We start from the raw sequence: 19,540 nt of genomic DNA on the forward strand, positions 1-19,540 counted from the left end.
CGCGCAGCAACACCAAATAGGCCAGCATTGATGTGGCTCCGCGGAGCTGGCGGGTAGGTGGCATCGAGCCGTTCCCGTGAGGGGCGGCCCAGAGGAATGGCGGTCACGCCGGCAACGCCGCAAGGCGATGCCGGTGCACAGAATCCGGCCTATCGGCCCGCTTCACACTTTTCACGTTTCATTCGAACAAGAACCGAGTCGGGAACGGCGCCTGCCGTCTTGCCGCGCAGGCCCCAGCGTATGAATCCCAACGCGCAAACTCTCTGGCATGCACCGCTCTGGGCGCTGTCCGTGCTGCTCGCCTGCCTGGGCATGCTCGGGCCGTTCGCGATCGACACCTACCTGCCGGCCTTCGCCGGCATCGCCGCTTCGATCGACGCCACGCCGGTGCAGATGCAGCAGACGCTGTCGGTCTACCTGATCGGCTTCGCGGTGATGAGCCTGTTCCACGGTGCGCTGTCCGACAGCTTCGGGCGCCGCCCGGTGGTGCTGTGGGGCGTGGCGATCTTCACCCTGGCCTCGGTCGGCTGCGCGCTGTCGCAGACCATCGGCCAACTGGTGTTCTTCCGGCTGCTGCAGGGCTTGTCGACCGGGGCGGGCATCGTGGTTTCGCGCGCGGTCATCCGCGACATGTTCCCGCCGGCCGACGCGCAGCGCGTGATGTCGCAGGTCACGCTCTTCTTCGGCGCGGCGCCGGCCATCGCGCCCATCATCGGCGGCTTCCTGTTCGTGCATGCCGACTGGCATGCGATCTTCTGGTTCCTCACCGCCGTGGGCGCGGCTCTGTGGTTCGCCAACTGGAAGCTGCTGCCCGAGACGCTGCATGCGGATGCGGTGCAGCCCTTCAACGTGCGCAACCTGCTGCGCGGCTACCGGGAGATCGGCTCGAACTCGCGCTTCTTCCTGCTCGCGCTGGCCAGCGGCATTCCGTTCAACGGCATGTTCCTGTATGTGCTGTCGGCGCCGGTGTTCGTGGGTGAGCACCTCGGTCTGGCGCCGCAGCAGTTCTTCTGGTTCTTCCTGTTCACCATCGCCGGCATCATGGGCGGCGCGTTCTGGAGCGGCCGGCTGGCCGGCAAGCTGCCGGCGGCGCGGCAGATCCGGCGGGGTTTTCGCATCATGCTCACGGTGTCGGTCGTCAACGTGCTTGCCAATGCGTTCTTCACCGCCGAGGCGTGGTGGGCGCTGCCGCTCATTTCGCTGTTCTCGTTCGGTTGGGCGCTGATGGTGCCGGTGGTCACGCTGATGGTGCTCGACCTCGTGCCGTCGCGGCGCGGCATGGCCTCGTCGATGCAGTCCTTCATGGCGGCCACCGCCAATGCGCTGGTCGCCGGCGTGCTGGCGCCGCTGGTCATGCACTCCACTCTGCTGCTCGCCATCGCCTCGCTCGGCCTCATGAGCATCGGTCTTGTCTCGTGGCTGTGGGTCAAGCCGCGGTTGGCGGTGCCTTTCCAGCGCGGCTGAATTCGGCGGCGTGGCGAACCGCGAACCGGAACGTGGCCGGGCGCCTTGCTCACTGCCGCCCCCACCCAACGCCACAGCGGGGCCGCCGGCGCGGCAACCACTGCTTCAGGCCGCGACTTGCGGCGTCGGCTGTTCGGCGAGTAGCAGGCGCAGCCGTTGCACCATCTGCTGCAGGTCGAGTGGCTTGGTCCAGTAATCGTCGAAGCCGGCAGCGCGTGCCGCGGCAATCTGCTCCGGCAGCGCATCGGCCGACAGCGCGATGCAGTGCAGCTTGCGGGTGACTGCTTCGCGCCGCAGTGCGCGCACCACCTGGTCCCCGGTGAGGCGCGGGATGTTGATGTCGATCAGCAGCACGTCGGGCCGCAGGCGCCTGGCCAGCGCCAGGCCTTGTTCGCCGTCGGGCGCCACCACCACGCGCCATTGCGGCATGCCGCGCAGTGCCTCGACGACCAGCAGCGCATTGACCGGCTCGTCTTCGATGTACAGGATGGTCGCGGCGCGCGACTTGCTGCGGGTCAGGGCGGAGATGCTCGTCGCATGGAAGGCCGTGTTGGCCGGCTCGGCGCGCAGCAGCCCGGCCGCGCTGGCGCTCGGCAGCAGCACGCTGAACACCGAGCCGAGGCCCGGCTCGCTCGTCACGCGCAACTCGCCGCCCATCGCCTCGACCGCGCCCTTGGCGATCACCAGGCCGAGGCCGCTGCCCTCGATGCCGCGGTTCTCCGCCCCGAGTCGGTTGAAGGGCTGGAACAGCTCGGCTTGCTGGAGTGCGCTCAGGCCGGCGCCTTCGTCGCTCACCGCAATCTCGACGCGGCTGGAATGGACCGTCAGCGCAACGCCCAGCCGCCCGCCGGGGCGGTTGTACTTGATGCCGTTGGACAGCAGATTGACCAGCACCTGGCCGAGCGCCCGCGCATCGGCCCGCACGGCCAGCGCTTCGGTGGGCCCCGAGCGTTCGATGCGCACGCCGCGCTGCAGCGCCTGGGCTTCGACCAGCGAGCCGGCGTCGTCGAGCGCGGCGTCGAGCAGCATCGGGCCGAGCGCGAGCGTCAGGCCGCCTTGCTCGAGCCGGGTCAGGTCGAGCACGTCGTTGATCAGCGAGAGCAGATGCGCGCCGGCATGGCGCACCTGCTCGATGCGGTGCTTCTGCGGGCCGTTGAGGGGCCGCGTGGCGTCCGTCTGCAGCAGTTGAGTGAAACCGAGGATGGCGTTGAGCGGCGTGCGCAATTCATGGCTCACGCGGGAGAGAAAGAGGCTCTTCGCCTGGCTGGCCTGCTCGGCGGCGAGCTTGTCGCGCTTGAGCTGGCCGAGCTGCACCTGCTCGCTCACGTCGCGGCAGGCGCCGACCAGGCAGGTCGCGCCGTCTGCGCCGTCTCCGAGCCGCCGGGCCGCGAGTTCGAGATAGCGTGTGGCGCCGTCCGCGCCGACGATCTGCAGCGTCAGCATCAGCCCGTCGTCCAGGCCTGCGGTCGAGATCGCGTGGCGCAGCCGCCGCCCCTCGACCGGCTCGAAGAGCGCCAGCCAGGCCTCGAAGTCCAGGCTCGCACACGGGGGGTTCAATCCATGGTGCGCCGACGCGCTCTCATCGAGCGTGACGCGCGCTCGCGCAAGGTCGATCTCCACCAGCCCGAGCCGCGCGGCATCGACGGCAAGCTGCCAGCGTTGCTGCACCTGGCGGTACGCGGCATCGCGCTGCTTGCGCTCGGTGATATCGGTGACGAAACCGTGCCACAGGATGCTGCCGTCGGGCAGCGCCTCGGGCCGCGAGGCGCCCTCGTGCCAGCGCAGGCCTTGCCGGGGCAGCAACACACGGAACTCATGTCGCCAAGGCGTGAGCTCGCGCGCCGAGGCCTGGATCGAGGCGTGCAGGCCGCCGAGATCCTTGCGGTGAACGCGTGAGAACAGCGGCGAGCCGTCGTGAAGGATGTCTTCGGGCGCCACCTCGAACAACTCGTGCACGTGCGCACTGGCGCGGGGAAAGCAGGACCGGCCGTCGGGAAACAGCCTGAACTGATAGACGAAGCCGGGCAGCGTCGCCCCGAACTTGCGAAGCAGTGCGACCTGTTCGGTCGCCGCGATCTGCTGACGATGGCTCAGCAACCAGTGCTGAGTTGCGCGGGCCAGGCCCTGCAGTGAGATGCGCTGGGCGTCGGTGAGCCGGCGCGGCACGCGATCCATCACGCACAGGGTACCGAGCCGGTGGCCGTCGACTTCGAGCGGCACGCCGGCATAAAAGCGCATGTGCGGTGCGCCGAGCACCAGTGGGTTGTCGGCAAAACGCGGGTCGGCGAGCGCGTCGGGCACCTCGAACAGGCCATCGCGCAACAGCGCATGGGTGCAGAACGCCATCTCGCGCGGGGTCTGGTCGATGTCGAGACCATGGTGGGCCTTGAACCACTGTCGATCGGCATCGATCAAGGTGACCAGGGCGACCGGACACCCGGTGACGACGCTGGCACAGTGCACCAGACCGTCGAGCACCGGGTCGGCAGGCGTGTCCAGCACTTGCAACTGCCGCAGGCAGTCGAGGCGCTGCGGTTCGTCCGCGGGTAAATGAGCGATCAGCATGGCGGGCGGTAACTCGGGGAGCGAAGCGAAAGGGAAGTGGCCGGCGCGTCGGCGCTGCAGAAGGAGAGTCGGGAAATGTTGTGCCGTGCCACGGTCGGCTCGAGCCCGGCCCGCCAAGATAGCGATCACATCGGGTCGAAGAGGCCCATGTCGGGACTGACGAGCAGAGCTTCGATGTCCAGGAGGATCAGCATCCGATCGGCGACGCTGCCGATGCCGGTGATGCAGGCGCTGTCGACGCTGCACGACATCTCGGGCGCGGGCTTGATCGCTTCCGGGCCGAGTTCGAGCACATCGGACACCGAATCGACCACCGTGCCGATCACGCGGCCCTTCACGTTGAGCACGATCACGACGGTGAAGCTGTTGTAGTCGACCGCTTCGCAGCCGAGCTTCACACGCAGATCGACGATCGGCACGATCACCCCGCGCAGATTGATCACGCCCTTGACGAAGGCCGGCGCATTGGCAATGCGCGTGGGCGGCTCGTAGGAGCGGATCTCCTGGATCTTGAGGATGTCGATGCCGTATTCCTCGGCGCCGAGGCGAAAGCTCAGGAATTCACCGCTGCTCGTCGGCGTGCTCTTCTCGCTGCGCGCTGCTTCGGTGCGAGCGATTTCTACGGGTGCTTCGATCATGTCCATGGCCTCGCGATGTTCAGGGCGGCCGCTGCGCGGTACACGCCGTGCGGCCTGAATCGAAATTCGTCGTCAGCCGCAGCGGCAGGAGGCGAAGCGGCACTCCACGACAGGATTGTCGGGTCCACTCAAAGGCAGTGAAGGGCCAATGTGCCGGCACAAAGCGGCATTGGTCCCGGTTTGGCAGGATGCTTTGGGCCGTGCGGCGTCGAGCGGGTGCCCGCGCCGGATGTGCCAGCGCTACGCGCGTGAATCAGGAGACAGGGCCATGCGTTTCGAACACCTGTTGCACGTCAACGACCCGGGCAATCCGCGCATCGCGCCGATGAGCCGGTCGGAGTTGTGGCGCGGCCTGCTGGTGCGCGTGGAGTCGCCGCAGCGCTTCGAGCTCGGACCCGACCGCTGCGAAGCGCGTGTCGGCGAAAGTCAGGAAGAGCGCGTGCGCAGCATCCATTTCGGCTCGCTGCGCTTCGAGGACCGCGTGCGGCTCGAGCCCGAGCAGCGCATCGTCTTCGTGCCGCAGCCGCACGAGGGCGCGGCGCCGGTTCACCTCACGATCACGCTCGAGGAGCCTGCTGCCGGCGCCTTGTTCCTGCGCTTCGTCTACAGCGCCGACGGCGCGCTTTCGGCCGAGGACAAGGCTGTGCAGGGCTACCGCGAACAGGCTTGGCTGGAGCACGACCGCGACATGCTGCGCACGCTCAGAGAGTGGCAGCGGCTGGGGAGCCTTTGAGCCGCGCAAGGATGCCGGTGCCGATACCGCGCGCCGCCGATGCTTTCGGTTGAAAGAAGTGGCGGCGCGGCCGGCCGCTCCACGGCATGAATACTCATCCATTACTTGCATTGGCCTCCGCAAGTCCTTACTTCGAAACGATATTTCCGTGGAAATGTACCTTTCAAGTCGCCTCTAAGTAGTTGATTTCATTGGGATTTCCTTACATTTGCAGTTGACCCTGCGGGTGGGCTCCGCTAAAGTGGGACAAAGTGCACTTTGGTGGGAGTTCGTGGCGCAATTCGTTTTTCAGGGGGCTTCGGCGCTGGCGCTCGACGCAAAAGGGCGCCTCGTCGTTCCCGCGCGCCACCGCGAGGTGCTGGCCGCCCTGGCGCAGGGGCAGCTCACGCTCACCAAGCACCCGCAGGGGTGTCTGCTCGTCTTCCCGCGCCCGTCCTGGGAGATCTTCCGCGACAAGATCGCGGCCCTGCCCATGCAGGCGGTCGGCTGGAAGCGCATCTTTCTCGGCAATGCGATGGACGTTGAGATCGACGCGAGTTCACGCGTGCTCGTCTCTCCTGAACTGCGTGCTGCGGCGGGCTTGGCGAAAGACGTGCTGCTGCTCGGCATGGGCAGCCACTTCGAACTGTGGGACGCCGAGCGCTACGCGGCCCATGAGGCCGAGGTGATGCAGCAGGGCCTGCCCGATGTCCTGCAAGACTTTTCCTTCTGACGCGCCATGGATCCGCGGGCAGGGCAGGCGCAGCACACCACGGTGCTGCTGCACGAGGCGGTGGACGCGCTCGTGACATCACCCGACGGCCACTACGTGGACGGCACCTACGGGCGCGGCGGCCATGCGCGGCTCATCCTCGCGGGGCTCTCGCCGGCGGGCCGCCTGTTGGCGATCGACCGCGACCCGGCCGCGGTGGCGCATGCGCGTGAAGGCGAGGAGCGCATCGACGATGCACGTTTCGCGATCGAGCATGCTGCTTTCGCCGACTTTCCTTCGGTGCTGGCAGCGCACGGTTTCGACCACATCGACGGCCTGCTGCTCGACCTGGGTGTGAGCTCGCCGCAGATCGACACCGCCGAGCGCGGTTTCAGCTTTCGCTTCAGCGGCCCGCTGGACATGCGCATGGATACCACGCGCGGCGAGAGCGCGGCCGATTTCCTGGCCCGGGCCGACGAGCGCGCGATCGCGGAGGTGGTGCGCGACTACGGCGAGGAGCGCTTCGCCGGGCCGATCGCCAAGGCCATCGTGGCGCGGCGCGACGAGGGCCGCGCCGTGCGGACCACCGACGATCTCAGCGAGCTGGTGGCGCGCGCTGTCAAGACGCGCGAGCCGGGACAGAACCCGGCCACACGCACCTTCCAGGCGCTGCGCATCTTCGTGAATGCCGAGCTGGCTCAGCTCGAGCAGGCGCTGGAGGCGGCGCTCGAGTGCCTGAAGCCGGGCGGGCGGCTGGTGGTCATCAGCTTTCATTCGCTCGAGGACCGCATCGTCAAGACCTTCGTGGCCCGCGAAAGCCGCGAGCTGGTCGATCGACGCGCGCCCTTCGCCCCGGCGCGGCCGATGCGGCTGCGGGCGCTGGCGCGCATCAAGCCCGGAGCGGCGGAGGTGGCCGCCAACCCGCGCGCCCGCTCGGCGATCCTGCGTGTCGCCGAGCGCACCGAGGCGCAGGCACCGGGGCCGGATGCCGCGACCGCTGCGCCACGCAGGCGCGCGGCGCGCACCGCCGGCAAGGCGGCGGGGAAGCGCTCATGACGCGCTTGAACCTCGTGCTGCTGCTGGCGCTGGTCGTCAGCAGCCTGTACCTCGTCAGGGTGTCCTACGAGTCGCGGCGCCTGTTCACCGAACTCGATCGCGCCCAGATGCTGGCGCGGGGGCTGGACACTGAGCACGAGCGTCTGCAGATCGACCAGCGCGCCCAGGCCACGCCGCTGCGGGTGGAGCAGGTGGCGCGCGAGAAGCTGCAGATGCGCAGCGCGACACCGGCCGTCACCGAGTACGTCGAGATGCCGGCGCGGCCTGCAAGCGCCGCGCCTGCCGCTGCCGTGCCCGCGGAGCCGCCACGGTGAGCTGGCTCGGCGACAAGCTGGCCGGTTGGGCCGCACGGCGTCAGCCGCGCGGCACTGGCCGAGGCTCGCGCAAGCCGGCCGGCCGGCCCGGTGCGGGACGCGGCAGCCGCCCCGTGCCCGGCGCAGCGAGTGTGCGCAGCGTGCGCTACGCGACCAGCCCCTTGCTCGCCTCGAAGACGCCGCCCTGGCGCTCCAAGCTGCTGGTTGCCGGCATCGGCGTCGGCTTCGTGGTGCTGCTCGGCCGCGCGCTCGACGTGCAGGTGATCGACACTGCTTTCTATCAGCAGCAGGGCGAGAACCGCTACGCGCGCACGCTGGAGCTGCCGGCCAACCGCGGCCGCATCATCGACCGCAGCGGCCTGCTGCTCGCCTCCAGCGTGCCGGCACCGACCATCTGGGCAATCCCGAAGGATTTCGACGCCGCGAGGGGCGACCGCCGTGCCCTCGCCAAGCTGCTGTCCATGACGCCGGCGGAGTTGAACCGAAAGCTCGACGACAACCCCAACTTCGTCTATCTGCGCCGCCAGGTCGACGAGGCGGTGGCGCAGCAGGTCAAGGCGCTGAAGCTCGAGGGGATCCACCAGCTGACCGAATACAAGCGCCGCTATCCGGAGGGCGAGGCGGCCGCGCACGTGGTGGGCTTCACCAACGTCGAGGATCGCGGGCAGGAAGGCATCGAGCTGGCCTTCCAGGACGCGCTGGCCGGGCGCGACGGCACCCGCCGCGTCATCAAGGACCGGCTCGGCCGCATCGTCGAAGACATCGGCGAGAGCGTGCCGCCGGTCGACGGCCACGACATCCAGCTTTCGCTGGACACCAAGCTGCAGTTCTTCGCCTACCAGCGCATCCGCGACGCGGTGGCCGAACACAAGGCCAAGGCCGGCAGCGTCGTGGTGCTCGATGTGCAGACCGGCGAGCTGCTGGCGCTGGCCAACTACCCGAGCTTCACCCCCGGCGACCGCCGCAAGCTGAGCGGTGAGCAACTGCGCAACCGCGCGCTGACCGACACCTTCGAGCCCGGCTCGACCATGAAGCCCTTCATCGCCGCGTTGGCCATCGAGACCGGCCGTGTTCGCCCCGGCACGCGCATCGACACGGCACCGGGCCGCATGACGATCACCGGGCGCACCATCCGCGATCACAAACCGTATGGTGTGCTGACGGTCGAGCAGGTGATCCAGAAATCGAGCAACGTCGGCACCGTCAAGATGGCGATGCAGATGCCGGCGCAGGAGATGTGGGAGATGTTCTCCGCGATCGGCATGGGCCAGAAGCCCCGGCTCGAATTCCCCGGCGCCGTGACCGGCCGCCTGCGGCCCCACAAGACCTGGCGGCCGATCGAGCAGGCGACGATGAGCTACGGCTACGGGCTTTCGGCGAGCCTGTTTCAGATCGCCCGGGCCTACAGCGTGTTCGCGCGCGACGGCGAGCTGATGCCGGTGTCGATCACCAAGCTCGATCGGCCGACCGAAGGCGTGCAAGTGTTCTCGCCGGAGACCACGCGCGCGGTGCGCGACATGCTGCAGATGGCCGCCGGCGAGGGCGGCACGGCACCCAAGGCGCAGGCCATCGGCTATTCGGTCGGCGGCAAGACCGGCACGGCCTACAAGCAGGAAGGCAAGGGTTACTCGACCGACAAGTACCGCTCGTGGTTCGTCGGTCTGGCGCCGGTGAGCAAGCCGCGCATCGTGGTCGCGGTGATGGTCGACGAGCCCGATGCCGGCAAGCACTACGGCGGCGACGTTGCTGCGCCGGTGTTCAGCGCGGTGGTGCAGCAAAGCCTGCGCACCATGGGCGTGGCGCCCGACATCGAAGTGACCCCGCAGATCGTGGCGCGGGAGCTCGAGGCGGTGGAGGAGAGTTTCTAGATGCTTACCGAACTCGCCTCCCCGCAGGCCGCCGCGAGCTGGCTGCATGCCGGCACGCGCGGCAGACTGCGCACCGACAGCCGCGAGGTGCGGCATGGCGACGCTTTCATCGCCTGGCCGGGCCATGTGACCGACGGCCGCCGCTTCGTCGGCGATGCGCTGGCGGCCGGGGCTGCGCTGTGCCTGGTCGAGGCCGAGGGCGTCGAGGCGCACGGCTTCGACGATGCGCGCATCGGTGCGCTGGCTTCGCTCAAGGCCGCGACCGGCCCCATCGCCGACCTCTTCTACGCTCAGCCCTCCCGCGCGCTGCAGATGCTCGCCGTCACCGGCACCAACGGCAAGACGTCCACGGCATGGTGGATCGCGCAGGCCCTGTCGCTGCTGGGCCGGCGCTGCGCGGTGGTGGGCACGCTGGGCATCGGGCAGCCGCCGGGCGGCAGCACGGCGCACGGCGAGCCGTCTCATGGCGGCGCGGCCAGCATGGATTCGCCCGGACCGGCCGCGCCGGCGCGCCTGCAAGCGACCGGCCTGACCACGCCCGATCCCGTGGTGCTGCAGGCCGCGCTGCGCCGCATGGTCGACGAAGGCTACGCCGCCTGCGCGATCGAAGCCTCGTCGATCGGCCTCGACGAGCACCGCCTTGCCGGCGCGAAGCTCGACGTGGCCCTGTTCACCAACCTCACGCGTGACCATCTCGATTACCACGGGAGCATGGAAGCCTACTGGGCCGCCAAGCGCCGCTTGTTCTCCTGGCCCGGACTGGCCGCAGCGGTGGTCAACGTCGACGACGAGCACGGCGCGGCGTTGGCCGGCGAGCTGAAGGGCGGGGCGCTCGAACTCTGGACTTACTCCACCCGCGCCGCCCACGCCGGCGCCGCGCGGCTGCACGCGAGCGACATCGATCACGCGAGCGACGGGCTCGCCTTCACCGTGCACGAGGCCGGCGAGGCAGCGGCCGTGCGCAGCACACTGATCGGCGACTACAACGTCGCCAACCTGCTGGCGGTGATCGGCGGGCTGCGCGCGCTCGGCATTTCGCTGAACGAGGCGGCGTCCGTCGTTTCGGAACTCACGCCTGTGCCGGGCCGGCTGCAGCGAGTGATGATGGCACGGGCCCCGGACGCGGCGACCGCCCCTGGGGCGGGGAGCGAGTGCCTGCCCGAGGTGGTCGTCGATTACGCCCACACGCCCGACGCGCTGGAGAAAGCGCTGACCGCGCTGCGCCCGCTCGCGCAGGTGCGCGGTGGTCGCCTGCTGTGCGTGTTCGGCTGCGGCGGCAACCGTGACGCCAGCAAGCGCGCGCCGATGGGCACGATTGCAGAGCGGCTGGCCGATGCGGTGGTGCTCACCAGCGACAACCCGCGCTTCGAGGCGCCCGCGGCCATCCTGGCGCAGATCGCGGCGGGACTGCAGCGGCCGGCTGCGGCCAGCGTGATCGAGGACCGTCGCTCGGCCATTGCGCAGGTCATCGCCGGGGCCGCGCCGCGCGACCTGGTGCTCATCGCCGGCAAGGGCCACGAAGACTATCAGGAGACGGGCGGCGTGAGGCAGCCGTTTTCCGACGTCGCCGAGGCCGAACTGGCACTCTTGCGCAGGAGCCGCGCATGAGCCCGATGTCGCCCCCCGTGATGATGGATCTGGCCTTGGCGCATGCGCTGCTGCCCGGCTCGAAGTTGATCGGCGATCCCGTCACCCCGATTGCCCGGGTGCACAGCGACACCCGCACGCTTCGCGCGGGCGACCTTTTCGTGGCGCTGCGCGGCGAGCGCTTCGACGCGCACGACTTCCTGCCGCAGGCGCGCGCCGCGGGCGCGGTCGCGGCGCTGGCCGAGCACCGCCTGGCCGAGGCCGGCCTGCCCGGACTGCTCGTGGCCGACACGCGCGCCGCGCTCGGCTTGCTTGCTGCGAACTGGCGTGCTCGCATGAGTCTGCCGCTGATCGCCGTGGCCGGCAGCAACGGCAAGACCACGGTCACGCAGATGATCGCGAGCATCCTGCGCGCCTGGCTGGGCGAGGGCGCGTTCTCGACCGAAGGCAACTTCAACAACGACATCGGCGTGCCGCTCACCCTGCTGCGGCTGCGCCAGCAAAGCGGCGAAGGCGGCCCCTGGCACCGCGCGGGCGTGGTCGAGCTCGGCATGAACCACCCGGGTGAGATCGCTTTGCTGGCCGGCTTCACCGCGCCGACCATCGCGCTGGTCAACAACGCGCAGCGCGAGCACCAGGAGTTCATGGCCACGGTGGAGGCGGTGGCGCGCGAGAACGGCGCGGCCCTCTCGGCGCTGGGTCCCACCGGCACGGCGGTGTTCCCCGCCGACGATGCGCATGCGCCGGTGTGGCAGGAGCTCGCCGGCAGCCGGCCGACGCTCACTTTCGCGCTCGAAGGCGAGGCCGATCTGACGGCCGAGGCGGTGTGGAGCGGCGACCACTGGGCCGCCGTGCTGCACACCCCCGCCGGTGCCACGGCCATCCGGCTGCATGTGGCCGGCCGGCACAACGTCAAGAACGCGCTGGCGGCGGCCGCGTGCGCGCTCGCGGCGGGCTGCCCGCTGCAAGCCGTGGGGCGCGGCCTGGAGGCCTTCGTGCCGGTCAAGGGGCGCTCGCAGGTCGGCACGCTCAGGCTGCAGGGTCGCGAGGTCACGCTGATCGACGACAGCTACAACGCCAATCCCGATTCGGTTCGCGCCGCCATCGACGTGCTGGCCACCTTGCCGGCGCCGCGCTGGCTGCTGCTCGGCGACATGGGTGAAGTGGGCGAGCGCGGGCCGCAGTTCCACGCTGAGGTCGGTGCCTATGCGCAAGCGCAGGGCATCGATGTGCTGTGGACGGCCGGTGCCGCCAGCCTCGCTGCCGCCGACGCCTTCGGCTCCGGCGCGCGCGGCTTCGACGACACGGCGGCTTTGCTCGCTGCGCTCCGCAGCGGCGGGCTGCCGCCGGCCGGCGCGATCGTCGTCAAGGGCTCGCGTTTCATGAAGATGGAACAGGCGGTCGCCGCCCTGCGTGCCGCTGCCGCCGACGGAGGGACCGCCTGATGCTCGTCAGCCTGAGCCAGTGGCTTCAAGTGCTTTACCCCGAGCAGCTCGGCGTGCTGCGCGTGTTCCAGTACCTGACCTTTCGCGCGGTGATGGCGGCGATGACGGCGCTGCTCATCGGGCTGGCGCTCGGCCCCTTCGTGATCCGCCGGCTGACCGAACTCAAGATCGGCCAGCCGATCCGCGAGTACGGCATTGCGGAGCACCTCGCCAAGCGCGGCACACCGACGATGGGCGGCGCGCTGATCCTGCTTTCGATCGCGATCAGCACGCTGCTCTGGTTCGACTGGAGCAACCGTTTCGTGTGGATCGTGATGATCGTGACCTTCGGTTTCGGCGCGATCGGTTGGGTGGACGACTGGCGCAAGGTCGTCGACAAGAACCCCGAGGGCATGCGCTCGCGCGACAAGTACCTGTGGCAGTCGGTGATCGGGCTGATCGCCGCGCTCTACCTCGCTTTCAGCGTGGCCGAGACCTCCAACCTGCGCGTGATCCAGCTCTTCATCTCCTGGGTCGGCAGCGGCTTCACGCAAGAGCTGCCGGCACGCGCCGACCTGATGGTGCCGTTCTTCAAGACCATCAGCTATCCGCTGGGCGTGTTCGGTTTCATCATCCTGACCTACATCGTCATCGTGGGCAGCAGCAACGCGGTGAACCTCACCGACGGGCTGGACGGCCTGGCGATCATGCCGGTGGTGATGGTGGGCTCGGCGCTAGGCGTGTTCGCCTACGTGACCGGCAACGCGGTGTTCTCCAGCTACCTGCTGCTGCCGCACATTCCCGGCGCCGGCGAGTTGCTCATCTTCTGTGCCGCGATGGCCGGCGCGGGCCTGGCCTTCCTGTGGTTCAACGCCTATCCGGCCCAGGTGTTCATGGGCGACGTGGGCGCGCTCGCACTGGGCGGCGCGCTCGGCACGATCGCGGTGATCGTGCGCCAGGAAATCGTGCTGGCAATCATGGGCGGCATCTTCGTGCTCGAGGCGCTGTCGGTGATGGCGCAGGTGGCTTACTTCAAATACACCAAGGCCCGCTATGGCACCGGCCGTCGCATCCTGTTGATGGCGCCGCTGCATCACCACTTCGAGAAGACCGGCTGGAAGGAAACGCAGGTCGTGGTGCGTTTCTGGATCATCACCATGCTGCTGTGCCTGGTGGGTCTTTCGACCCTGAAGCTGCGCTGACCATGAACGCACTGCCGGACACGACCGTGCTGGTGCTGGGCCTCGGGGAATCGGGGCTGGCGATGGCGCAGTGGTGCGCGCGCCAGGGCGCGGTGGTGCGCGTGGCGGACTCACGTGAGCACCCGCCGCGCGCGGCCGAGCTCGCGGCGTCGGTCCCGGCCGCGCAATTCGAGCACGGCTTCGACGTGGCGCGGCTCGATGGCGTGCAGCGCGTCTTCAAGAGTCCCGGCTTGTCGCCGGTGGACGTGCTGCTGGTGCCGCTGCTGGCGAGGGCATCTGAGCTCGGTGTGCCGGTGCAGGGCGAGCTCGACCTGTTCGCGCAGGCGCTGGCCGAGCTGAAGATCGAGCGCGGCTATGCGCCGAAGGTGATTGCGATCACCGGCACCAACGGCAAGACCACGACCACCGTGATGTGCGGGCAGCTGATCGAGCGCAGCGGGCTGCGGGTGGCGGTGGCAGGGAATGTGGGGCCGACGATGCTGGCGACCTTGGCGGCGGCGCTGGAGCGCGAGGGCCCATCCTCACCCCAGCCCTCTCCCGCCGGGGCGGCAGAGGGGGCCGGACCGCTCACCGCAGAGGTATCGCCTCGTACTGCGAATTCCGCGGCCGTTGAAGAGCGGTCAGGCACTGGGGACGACGAGCAGCTTCTTGCTCCCTCTCCTACGCCAGTGGGAGAGGGCTGGGGTGAGGGTGCAGGCGCAGCGCGTTCTACCGACGCCGACGAGTCCGGACCGGTTCCGCTTGCACCCCCGCCACCCGCCTCCCCCGTCTTCGAACACCTCCCCGAAGCCTGGATCCTCGAACTCTCCAGCTTTCAGCTCGACACCGTGCAGGGCTTCGAACCCAGCGCTGCCGCCGTGCTCAACCTCAGCCAGGACCACCTCGACTGGCACGGCTCGATGTCGGCCTACGCGAAAGCCAAGGCGCGCGTCTATGGCGGCGCCTCCACGGTGATGGTCGTCAACCGCGACGATCCGCAGGTCGAAGCCATGGTGCCGCCGCCGCAAGTCGTCAAGGGCGCGACACGCGGCGCACGCAGCCAGACCATGCACCGCAAGGTCGTGCGCTTCGGCCTCGATGCCCCACGCGCGCCGGGCGACTACGGCCTCGTGGTCGAGAACGGCATGGCCTGGCTGGTGCGCGCGCTCGAAGCCGACAAGACCCTCAAGCGCAAGAAGGGCGACGACACGTTCGAGCTGCACGTGCAGCGCCTCATGCCCGCCGACGCGCTGCGCATCCGCGGGCGCCACAACGCCGCCAATGCGCTCGCGGCGCTGGCGCTGGCCACGGCCATCGGCCGGCCGCTCGCGCCCATGCTGCACGGCCTGCGCGACTACCGCGGCGAGCCGCACCGCGTCGAGTTTCTCGCCACGGTGGGCGAGATCGAGGCCTACGACGACAGCAAGGGCACCAACGTGGGCGCGACGGTCGCGGCCATCGACGGTCTGGGCGCTGACAAGGCGCCCGCGAAGCTCGCCGTGATCCTGGGCGGCGACGGCAAGGGCCAGGACTTCGGGCCGCTGACCGCCCCGCTCGCCCGCCACGCGCGAGCGGTCGCGTTGATCGGCCGCGACGCACCGGCCCTGGAGGCGGCTCTTTCGGGCACGAACGTGCCGCTTGTGCGCCATGCCACGCTCGAGGACGCCACCCGCTGGTGCTTCGCACAGGCACGGCCCGGTGATGCCGTGCTCATGAGCCCGGCCTGCGCCAGCCTGGACATGTTCCGCAACTACGGGCACCGGGCCGAGGTCTTCGCGGCGGCGGTGCAGGCCCTGGCGCTCGAATGCGGAGAAGCGGCATGAACCGCTCCGCCGGCACGGCCGACCACCGCTTCGGGCTCGAGGCGCTGCGCGCTCGCGTCGGCGCATTGCTGTCGCGCCGCGCCGCCGTGGCGGGCAGCACGGAGCCAGGCTCGAAATCAATGGGAGAGCGGTTTGCCGAACTGCGCAAGCCCGGCACCCCGATGTCGCTGCCGATCCGTGACTGGGTCAGCGTTTCCTCCGGCCAGCCCGCTCGCCTGCTCGGCTTCGACCAGGCGCTGGTCTGGGTGGTGATCGCGTTGCTGGCGCTCGGCACGGTGATGGTCTATTCGGCCTCGGTCGCGCTGCCCGACAGCCCGCGCTTCGCGCGCTACGAGCCCACGCACTTCCTGCTGCGCCACGTGATCTCGATCCTCGTCGCCGGCCTGGCGGTGATCGTCGCGGTGCAAATCCCCATGAGCGTGTGGGAGAAGTGGTCGCCGCTGTTCTTCCTCGGCTCGCTCGTGCTGCTGGCGGTGGTGCTGATCCCGGGCGTGGGCCGGGGCGTCAACGGCGCGCAGCGCTGGATCTCGCTGGGCGCGATGACCTTCCAGCCCTCCGAACTCGCCAAGCTCGCCATGGCTCTGTATGCCGCCGGCTACATGGTGCGCAAGATGGAGATCAAGGAAAACTTCTGGCGCGCCGTCACGCCGATGGCGGTGTCGGTCGTGATCGTCGGCGTACTGCTGCTGGCCGAGCCCGACATGGGCGCCTTCATGGTCATCGCGACCATCGCCATGGGCATCCTGTTTCTTGGCGGCGTCAACGGCCGCATGTTCCTGCTCATCAGCCTGCTGCTGGTGGGCGCCTTCGTGCTGATGATCACGCTGAGCGATTGGCGGCGCGAGCGCATCTTCGCCTACCTCGACCCCTGGGACGCGAAGTACACGCTGGGCACCTCCTATCAGCTCACGCACTCGCTGATCGCCTTCGGGCGCGGCGAAATCTTCGGGCAGGGGCTAGGCTCGTCGGTCGAGAAGCTGCACTACCTGCCAGAGGCGCACACCGACTTCCTGCTCGCGGTGATCGGCGAGGAACTCGGCTTCGTCGGCGTTGCGCTGGTCATTGCGGCCTTTTTCTGGCTGGCCCGGCGCGTGTTCCACATCGGCCGGCAGGCGATCGCGCTCGACCGCGTTTTCTCCGGCCTGCTGGCGCAGGGGCTGGGAATCTGGCTGGCCGGGCAGGCCTTCATCAACATGGGCGTGAACCTGGGTGTGCTGCCGACGAAGGGGCTGACCTTGCCGCTGATGAGCTATGGCGGGTCGGCGATTCTGATGAACTGCGTGGCGTTGGCGATCGTGCTGCGTGTGGATATCGAGAACCGGCAGTTGATGCGGGGAGGGCGGACATGAGTGCCAACCCCCGCCACCTCGTCGTCATCGCCGCCGGTACCGGCGGCCACATCATTCCCGGCCTCGCCGTGGCCGATGAGATGCAGCACCGCGGCTGGACCGTCAGCTGGCTGGGCACCACCCACGGCATGGAGAACCGTCTCGTGCCGGCGGCCGGCATCGCGCTCGACACCGTCGCGTTCAGCGGCCTGCGCGGCAAGGGCCTCGTGCACACGCTCACCGGCGGCGTGCGCCTGCTGGGCGCCTTCGCGTCCTGTCTGCGCATCCTGCGCCGGCGTGCAGCCACGGTGGTGCTGGGCATGGGCGGTTATGTCTGCTTCCCCGGCGGGCTGATGGCTTCGCTGCTCGGCAAGCCGCTGCTGCTCGTGAATGCCGACGCGGCCCTGCTCATGAGCAACCGCGCGCTCGGCCCGGTAGCTGACCGCATCGCCTTCGGTTTCGACGGCGCAGCGGCGGCGACCACGCGGCAGGCGGTGGTCACCGGCAACCCGGTACGCGCCGAGATCGAAGCGCTGCCCGTGCCGGCCGAGCGCTACGCCGGCCGCGAAGGCCCGCTGCGCCTGCTGGTCGTCGGCGGCAGTTTGGGCGCTCGCGTGCTCAACGAGACGCTGCCGCAGGCGCTGGCATTGATGGCCCCGCACGAGCGGCCGAGGGTCGCGCACCAGACCGGGCAGCTCAACCGCGATGCGGTCAAGGCCGCTTATGTGGCGGCGGGCATCGCTCCGGACGGCGAGGACATGGAGGTCGTTCCCTTCATCGACGACATGCCGCGCCGGCTGGCGCATTGCGACCTGGTGGTCTGCCGCGCCGGCGCCGTGACGGTCAGCGAACTGTGCGCGGCCGGCGTGGCCAGCGTGCTGGTGCCGCTGATCGTGAGCACCACCTCGCACCAGCGCGACAACGCGCAATACATGGCGCAGCACGGTGCGGCCGTGCATCTGCCGCAGGCGGAGCTGTCGCCCCAGGGGCTGGCCGACCTGCTGCGCGGGCTGGATCGCGGGCAGTTGCTGGCGATGGCGGAGAAGGCGCGCTCGCTATCGCGCCCGCGTGCGGCGGCGCGGGTGGCCGACGAGCTCGAAAGACTGGCGGTGAAGGCATGAAGCACGCCGTCAAGCACATCCACTTCGTCGGCGTCGGCGGCGCCGGCATGAGCGGCATCGCCGAGATCCTGCACAACCTGGGCTACGTCGTCTCGGGCTCGGACCAGCACGACGGCGCCGTGACGCGCCGCCTGGCCTCGCTGGGTATCCGCGTGGCGATCGGTCACGACGCCGCGCACATCGCCGGCGCCGAGGCAGTGGTCACTTCCACGGCCGTGGGCGCCGACAACCCCGAGGTGCAGGCGGCCCTTGCCGCGCGCGTGCCGCTGGTGCCGCGCGCGTTGATGCTGGCCGAACTGATGCGCCTGAAGCAGGGCATCGCCATCGCCGGCACCCACGGCAAGACAACCACCACTTCGCTCGTGGCCAGCGTGCTGCACGAGGCCGGGCTCGACCCCACCTTCGTGATCGGCGGGCGGCTCATCAGCGCGGGCGCCAATTCGCGGCTGGGCGACGGCGACTTCATCGTGGTCGAGGCCGACGAGTCCGACGCCTCCTTCCTCAACCTCAACCCGGTGCTCAGCGTCGTCACCAACATCGACGCCGACCACATGGACACCTACGGGCACGACTTCGAGCGCCTCAAGGGCGCCTTCGTCGAGTTCCTGCACCGCATGCCCTTCTACGGCGCGGCCATCATCTGTACCGACGATGCCGCCGTGCGCTCCATCATCCCGGCGATCTCGCGCCCGGTGGTGAGCTACGGGCTCGGCGAGGACGCGCAGATCCGCGCCGTCGACGTGCAGGCGCTGCCCGGCGGGCAGATGCGCTTCGTCTGCCAGCGGCGCAACGGCACGCGCATGCCCGACCTGCCGGTCACGCTCAACCTGCCCGGCGTGCACAACGTGCTCAACGCATTGGCGGTGATCGCCGTGGCAGCCGAACTGGAGCTGCCCGACGCGCCCGTCGTCGCGGGACTGGCTGGGTTCACGGGTGTGGGCCGTCGCTTCCAGCGGCACGGCGAGCTGGCCTGCCGCGGCGGCGGCAGCTTCACGCTCGTCGACGACTACGGCCACCACCCGGTCGAATTGGCGGCGGTGATCGCCGCGGCGCGCGGCGCCTTCCCGGGCCGGCGCCTGGTCATCGCTTTCCAGCCGCACCGCTACACCCGCACGCGCGACTGCTTCGAGGATTTCGTCAAGGTCATGGGCACGGCCGACGCGGTGCTCCTCGGCGAGGTGTATGCCGCCGGCGAAGCGCCGATCGTCGCGGCCGACGGCCGGGCGTTGGCGCGGGCGTTGCGCGTGGCGGGCAAGACAGAGCCGGTGTTCGTCGACGAGATCGGCGACATGGCTGAGGCCGTGCTCGACGCGGCGCAAGACGGGGATGTGGTTATCACGATGGGCGCCGGAAGCATCGGTTCGGTGGCGGCGCAGGTGGTTGAGTTGAGCCAGAGGGGCAAGGCATGAGGCCGGTCGTGGATTGCCTGAGCAAGGGGGCCTTTGTCGTGGTTCGGCGGGAGCAAAGCCGCGGGCGGGCGGCGGGCTTCGCTTCGGTGCGGCGGTCGGCCCTGTGGGCCGACTGCGCTGTGCTGCTCGGTCTCGTGGCTGCGTCGCAAAACTCGCTGCGTTCGCTGTGCTCACTGCGCTCAGACAGCTGCGACGAGTCAGATCACGAAGCGCGCTGCGCGCGCAGCCACGAGCCCTGCGCTGCTCGCCGCCGCACAGGCGCTGCGCCCGCCGCCCGCCCTCGGCTTTGCCAAACAGCGCTCGCTCTCTATGGAGAGGAGAACGATTCGATGCAGGCA

The 19,540-nt window shown here is 69.6% G+C and carries 15 protein-coding genes; 13 read left to right on the forward strand and 2 right to left on the reverse strand.

Annotated features, from left to right (window positions below; translation table 11 throughout):
- The first annotated feature begins 240 nt into the window (after positions 1 to 240).
- Positions 241 to 1,464 (forward strand): multidrug effflux MFS transporter, encoded by a 1,224-nt coding sequence (locus H0W40_RS14125; RefSeq protein ID WP_292447269.1) that lies wholly within the window; start codon positions 241 to 243, stop codon positions 1,462 to 1,464.
- A gap of 105 nt (positions 1,465 to 1,569) precedes the next feature.
- On the opposite strand, the gene H0W40_RS14130 is transcribed toward H0W40_RS14125, so the two are convergent.
- Together H0W40_RS14130 and H0W40_RS14135 are read right to left on the reverse strand one after the other, a co-directional pair.
- A complete protein-coding gene (locus H0W40_RS14130; RefSeq protein WP_292447273.1) occupies positions 1,570 to 4,029 on the reverse strand; it encodes an ATP-binding protein in 2,460 nt (819 codons plus the stop codon).
- A 125-nt stretch (positions 4,030 to 4,154) separates the two neighbouring features.
- Positions 4,155 to 4,673: a chemotaxis protein CheW gene (locus tag H0W40_RS14135; protein WP_292447275.1), complete on the reverse strand. Its 519-nt coding sequence runs from the start codon at positions 4,671 to 4,673 to the stop codon at positions 4,155 to 4,157.
- A 262-nt stretch (positions 4,674 to 4,935) separates the two neighbouring features.
- Between H0W40_RS14135 and H0W40_RS14140 the strand changes: the two genes are divergently transcribed.
- From H0W40_RS14140 to murC, 12 genes are all read left to right on the forward strand, one after another.
- Positions 4,936 to 5,400: an SRPBCC family protein gene (locus H0W40_RS14140; protein WP_292447277.1), complete on the forward strand. Its 465-nt coding sequence runs from the start codon at positions 4,936 to 4,938 to the stop codon at positions 5,398 to 5,400.
- A 271-nt stretch (positions 5,401 to 5,671) separates the two neighbouring features.
- Entirely contained in the window at positions 5,672 to 6,112 is a 441-nt protein-coding gene (mraZ, locus tag H0W40_RS14145; protein WP_292447279.1) for a division/cell wall cluster transcriptional repressor MraZ, read from the forward strand.
- A gap of 6 nt (positions 6,113 to 6,118) precedes the next feature.
- Complete coding sequence (rsmH, locus tag H0W40_RS14150) at positions 6,119 to 7,147, forward strand: 16S rRNA (cytosine(1402)-N(4))-methyltransferase RsmH (protein WP_292447281.1); 1,029 nt, start codon at positions 6,119 to 6,121, stop codon at positions 7,145 to 7,147.
- Entirely contained in the window at positions 7,144 to 7,461 is a 318-nt protein-coding gene (gene ftsL, locus H0W40_RS14155) for a cell division protein FtsL (RefSeq protein WP_292447283.1), read from the forward strand. The genes rsmH and ftsL overlap by 4 nt, the downstream gene beginning before the upstream one ends.
- Before the next feature lie 113 nt (positions 7,462 to 7,574).
- Entirely contained in the window at positions 7,575 to 9,329 is a 1,755-nt protein-coding gene (locus H0W40_RS14160; protein WP_292447296.1) for a penicillin-binding protein 2, read from the forward strand.
- Entirely contained in the window at positions 9,330 to 10,937 is a 1,608-nt protein-coding gene (locus H0W40_RS14165; RefSeq protein WP_292447285.1) for a Mur ligase family protein, read from the forward strand. It begins immediately after the preceding gene.
- Entirely contained in the window at positions 10,934 to 12,361 is a 1,428-nt protein-coding gene (gene murF, locus H0W40_RS14170; protein WP_292447286.1) for a UDP-N-acetylmuramoyl-tripeptide--D-alanyl-D-alanine ligase, read from the forward strand. Before H0W40_RS14165 ends, murF begins: the two co-directional genes overlap by 4 nt.
- The gene (gene mraY, locus H0W40_RS14175) at positions 12,361 to 13,542 is read left to right on the forward strand and encodes a phospho-N-acetylmuramoyl-pentapeptide-transferase (protein WP_292447288.1); all 1,182 of its coding nucleotides are present in this window, start codon (positions 12,361 to 12,363) and stop codon (positions 13,540 to 13,542) included. The genes murF and mraY overlap by 1 nt, the downstream gene beginning before the upstream one ends.
- 2 nt (positions 13,543 to 13,544) lie before the next feature.
- Positions 13,545 to 15,344, forward strand: coding sequence for a UDP-N-acetylmuramoyl-L-alanine--D-glutamate ligase (gene murD, locus H0W40_RS14180; RefSeq protein ID WP_292447290.1), 1,800 nt, complete (start codon positions 13,545 to 13,547; stop codon positions 15,342 to 15,344).
- A 161-nt stretch (positions 15,345 to 15,505) separates the two neighbouring features.
- Positions 15,506 to 16,693 (forward strand): putative lipid II flippase FtsW, encoded by a 1,188-nt coding sequence (gene ftsW / locus H0W40_RS14185; RefSeq protein ID WP_292447299.1) that lies wholly within the window; start codon positions 15,506 to 15,508, stop codon positions 16,691 to 16,693.
- On the forward strand, positions 16,690 to 17,793 hold the full coding sequence (gene murG / locus H0W40_RS14190) for an undecaprenyldiphospho-muramoylpentapeptide beta-N-acetylglucosaminyltransferase (protein ID WP_292447292.1): 1,104 nt from the start codon (positions 16,690 to 16,692) through the stop codon (positions 17,791 to 17,793). Before ftsW ends, murG begins: the two co-directional genes overlap by 4 nt.
- Positions 17,790 to 19,202 carry a UDP-N-acetylmuramate--L-alanine ligase gene (gene murC / locus H0W40_RS14195; RefSeq protein WP_292447294.1) on the forward strand — a complete coding sequence of 471 codons (1,413 nt, stop codon included), beginning with the start codon at positions 17,790 to 17,792 and terminating at the stop codon, positions 19,200 to 19,202. Before murG ends, murC begins: the two co-directional genes overlap by 4 nt.
- The last annotated feature ends 338 nt before the right edge of the window (positions 19,203 to 19,540 follow it).

The sequence above is a fragment of the Methylibium sp. genome, from assembly GCF_013817345.1.
In the GTDB taxonomy this organism is placed as follows: domain Bacteria; phylum Pseudomonadota; class Gammaproteobacteria; order Burkholderiales; family Burkholderiaceae_C; genus Methylibium.

Bases quoted from the DNA above. Each gene is read 5' to 3' on its own strand.
- H0W40_RS14140 (WP_292447277.1), top strand. From the start codon at position 4,936: ATGCGTTTCGAACACCTGTTGCACGTCAACGACCCGGGCAATCCGCGC.
- murF (WP_292447286.1), top strand. From the start codon at position 10,934: ATGAGCCCGATGTCGCCCCCCGTGATGATGGATCTGGCCTTGGCGCAT.
- rsmH (WP_292447281.1), top strand. From the start codon at position 6,119: ATGGATCCGCGGGCAGGGCAGGCGCAGCACACCACGGTGCTGCTGCAC.
- mraY (WP_292447288.1), top strand. From the start codon at position 12,361: ATGCTCGTCAGCCTGAGCCAGTGGCTTCAAGTGCTTTACCCCGAGCAG.
- ftsL (WP_292447283.1), top strand. From the start codon at position 7,144: ATGACGCGCTTGAACCTCGTGCTGCTGCTGGCGCTGGTCGTCAGCAGC.
- H0W40_RS14125 (WP_292447269.1), top strand. From the start codon at position 241: ATGAATCCCAACGCGCAAACTCTCTGGCATGCACCGCTCTGGGCGCTG.
- ftsW (WP_292447299.1), top strand. From the start codon at position 15,506: ATGTCGCTGCCGATCCGTGACTGGGTCAGCGTTTCCTCCGGCCAGCCC.
- murC (WP_292447294.1), top strand. From the start codon at position 17,790: ATGAAGCACGCCGTCAAGCACATCCACTTCGTCGGCGTCGGCGGCGCC.
- murG (WP_292447292.1), top strand. From the start codon at position 16,690: ATGAGTGCCAACCCCCGCCACCTCGTCGTCATCGCCGCCGGTACCGGC.
- H0W40_RS14130 (WP_292447273.1), bottom strand. From the start codon at position 4,029: ATGCTGATCGCTCATTTACCCGCGGACGAACCGCAGCGCCTCGACTGC.
- murD (WP_292447290.1), top strand. From the start codon at position 13,545: ATGAACGCACTGCCGGACACGACCGTGCTGGTGCTGGGCCTCGGGGAA.
- H0W40_RS14165 (WP_292447285.1), top strand. From the start codon at position 9,330: ATGCTTACCGAACTCGCCTCCCCGCAGGCCGCCGCGAGCTGGCTGCAT.
- H0W40_RS14135 (WP_292447275.1), bottom strand. From the start codon at position 4,673: ATGGACATGATCGAAGCACCCGTAGAAATCGCTCGCACCGAAGCAGCG.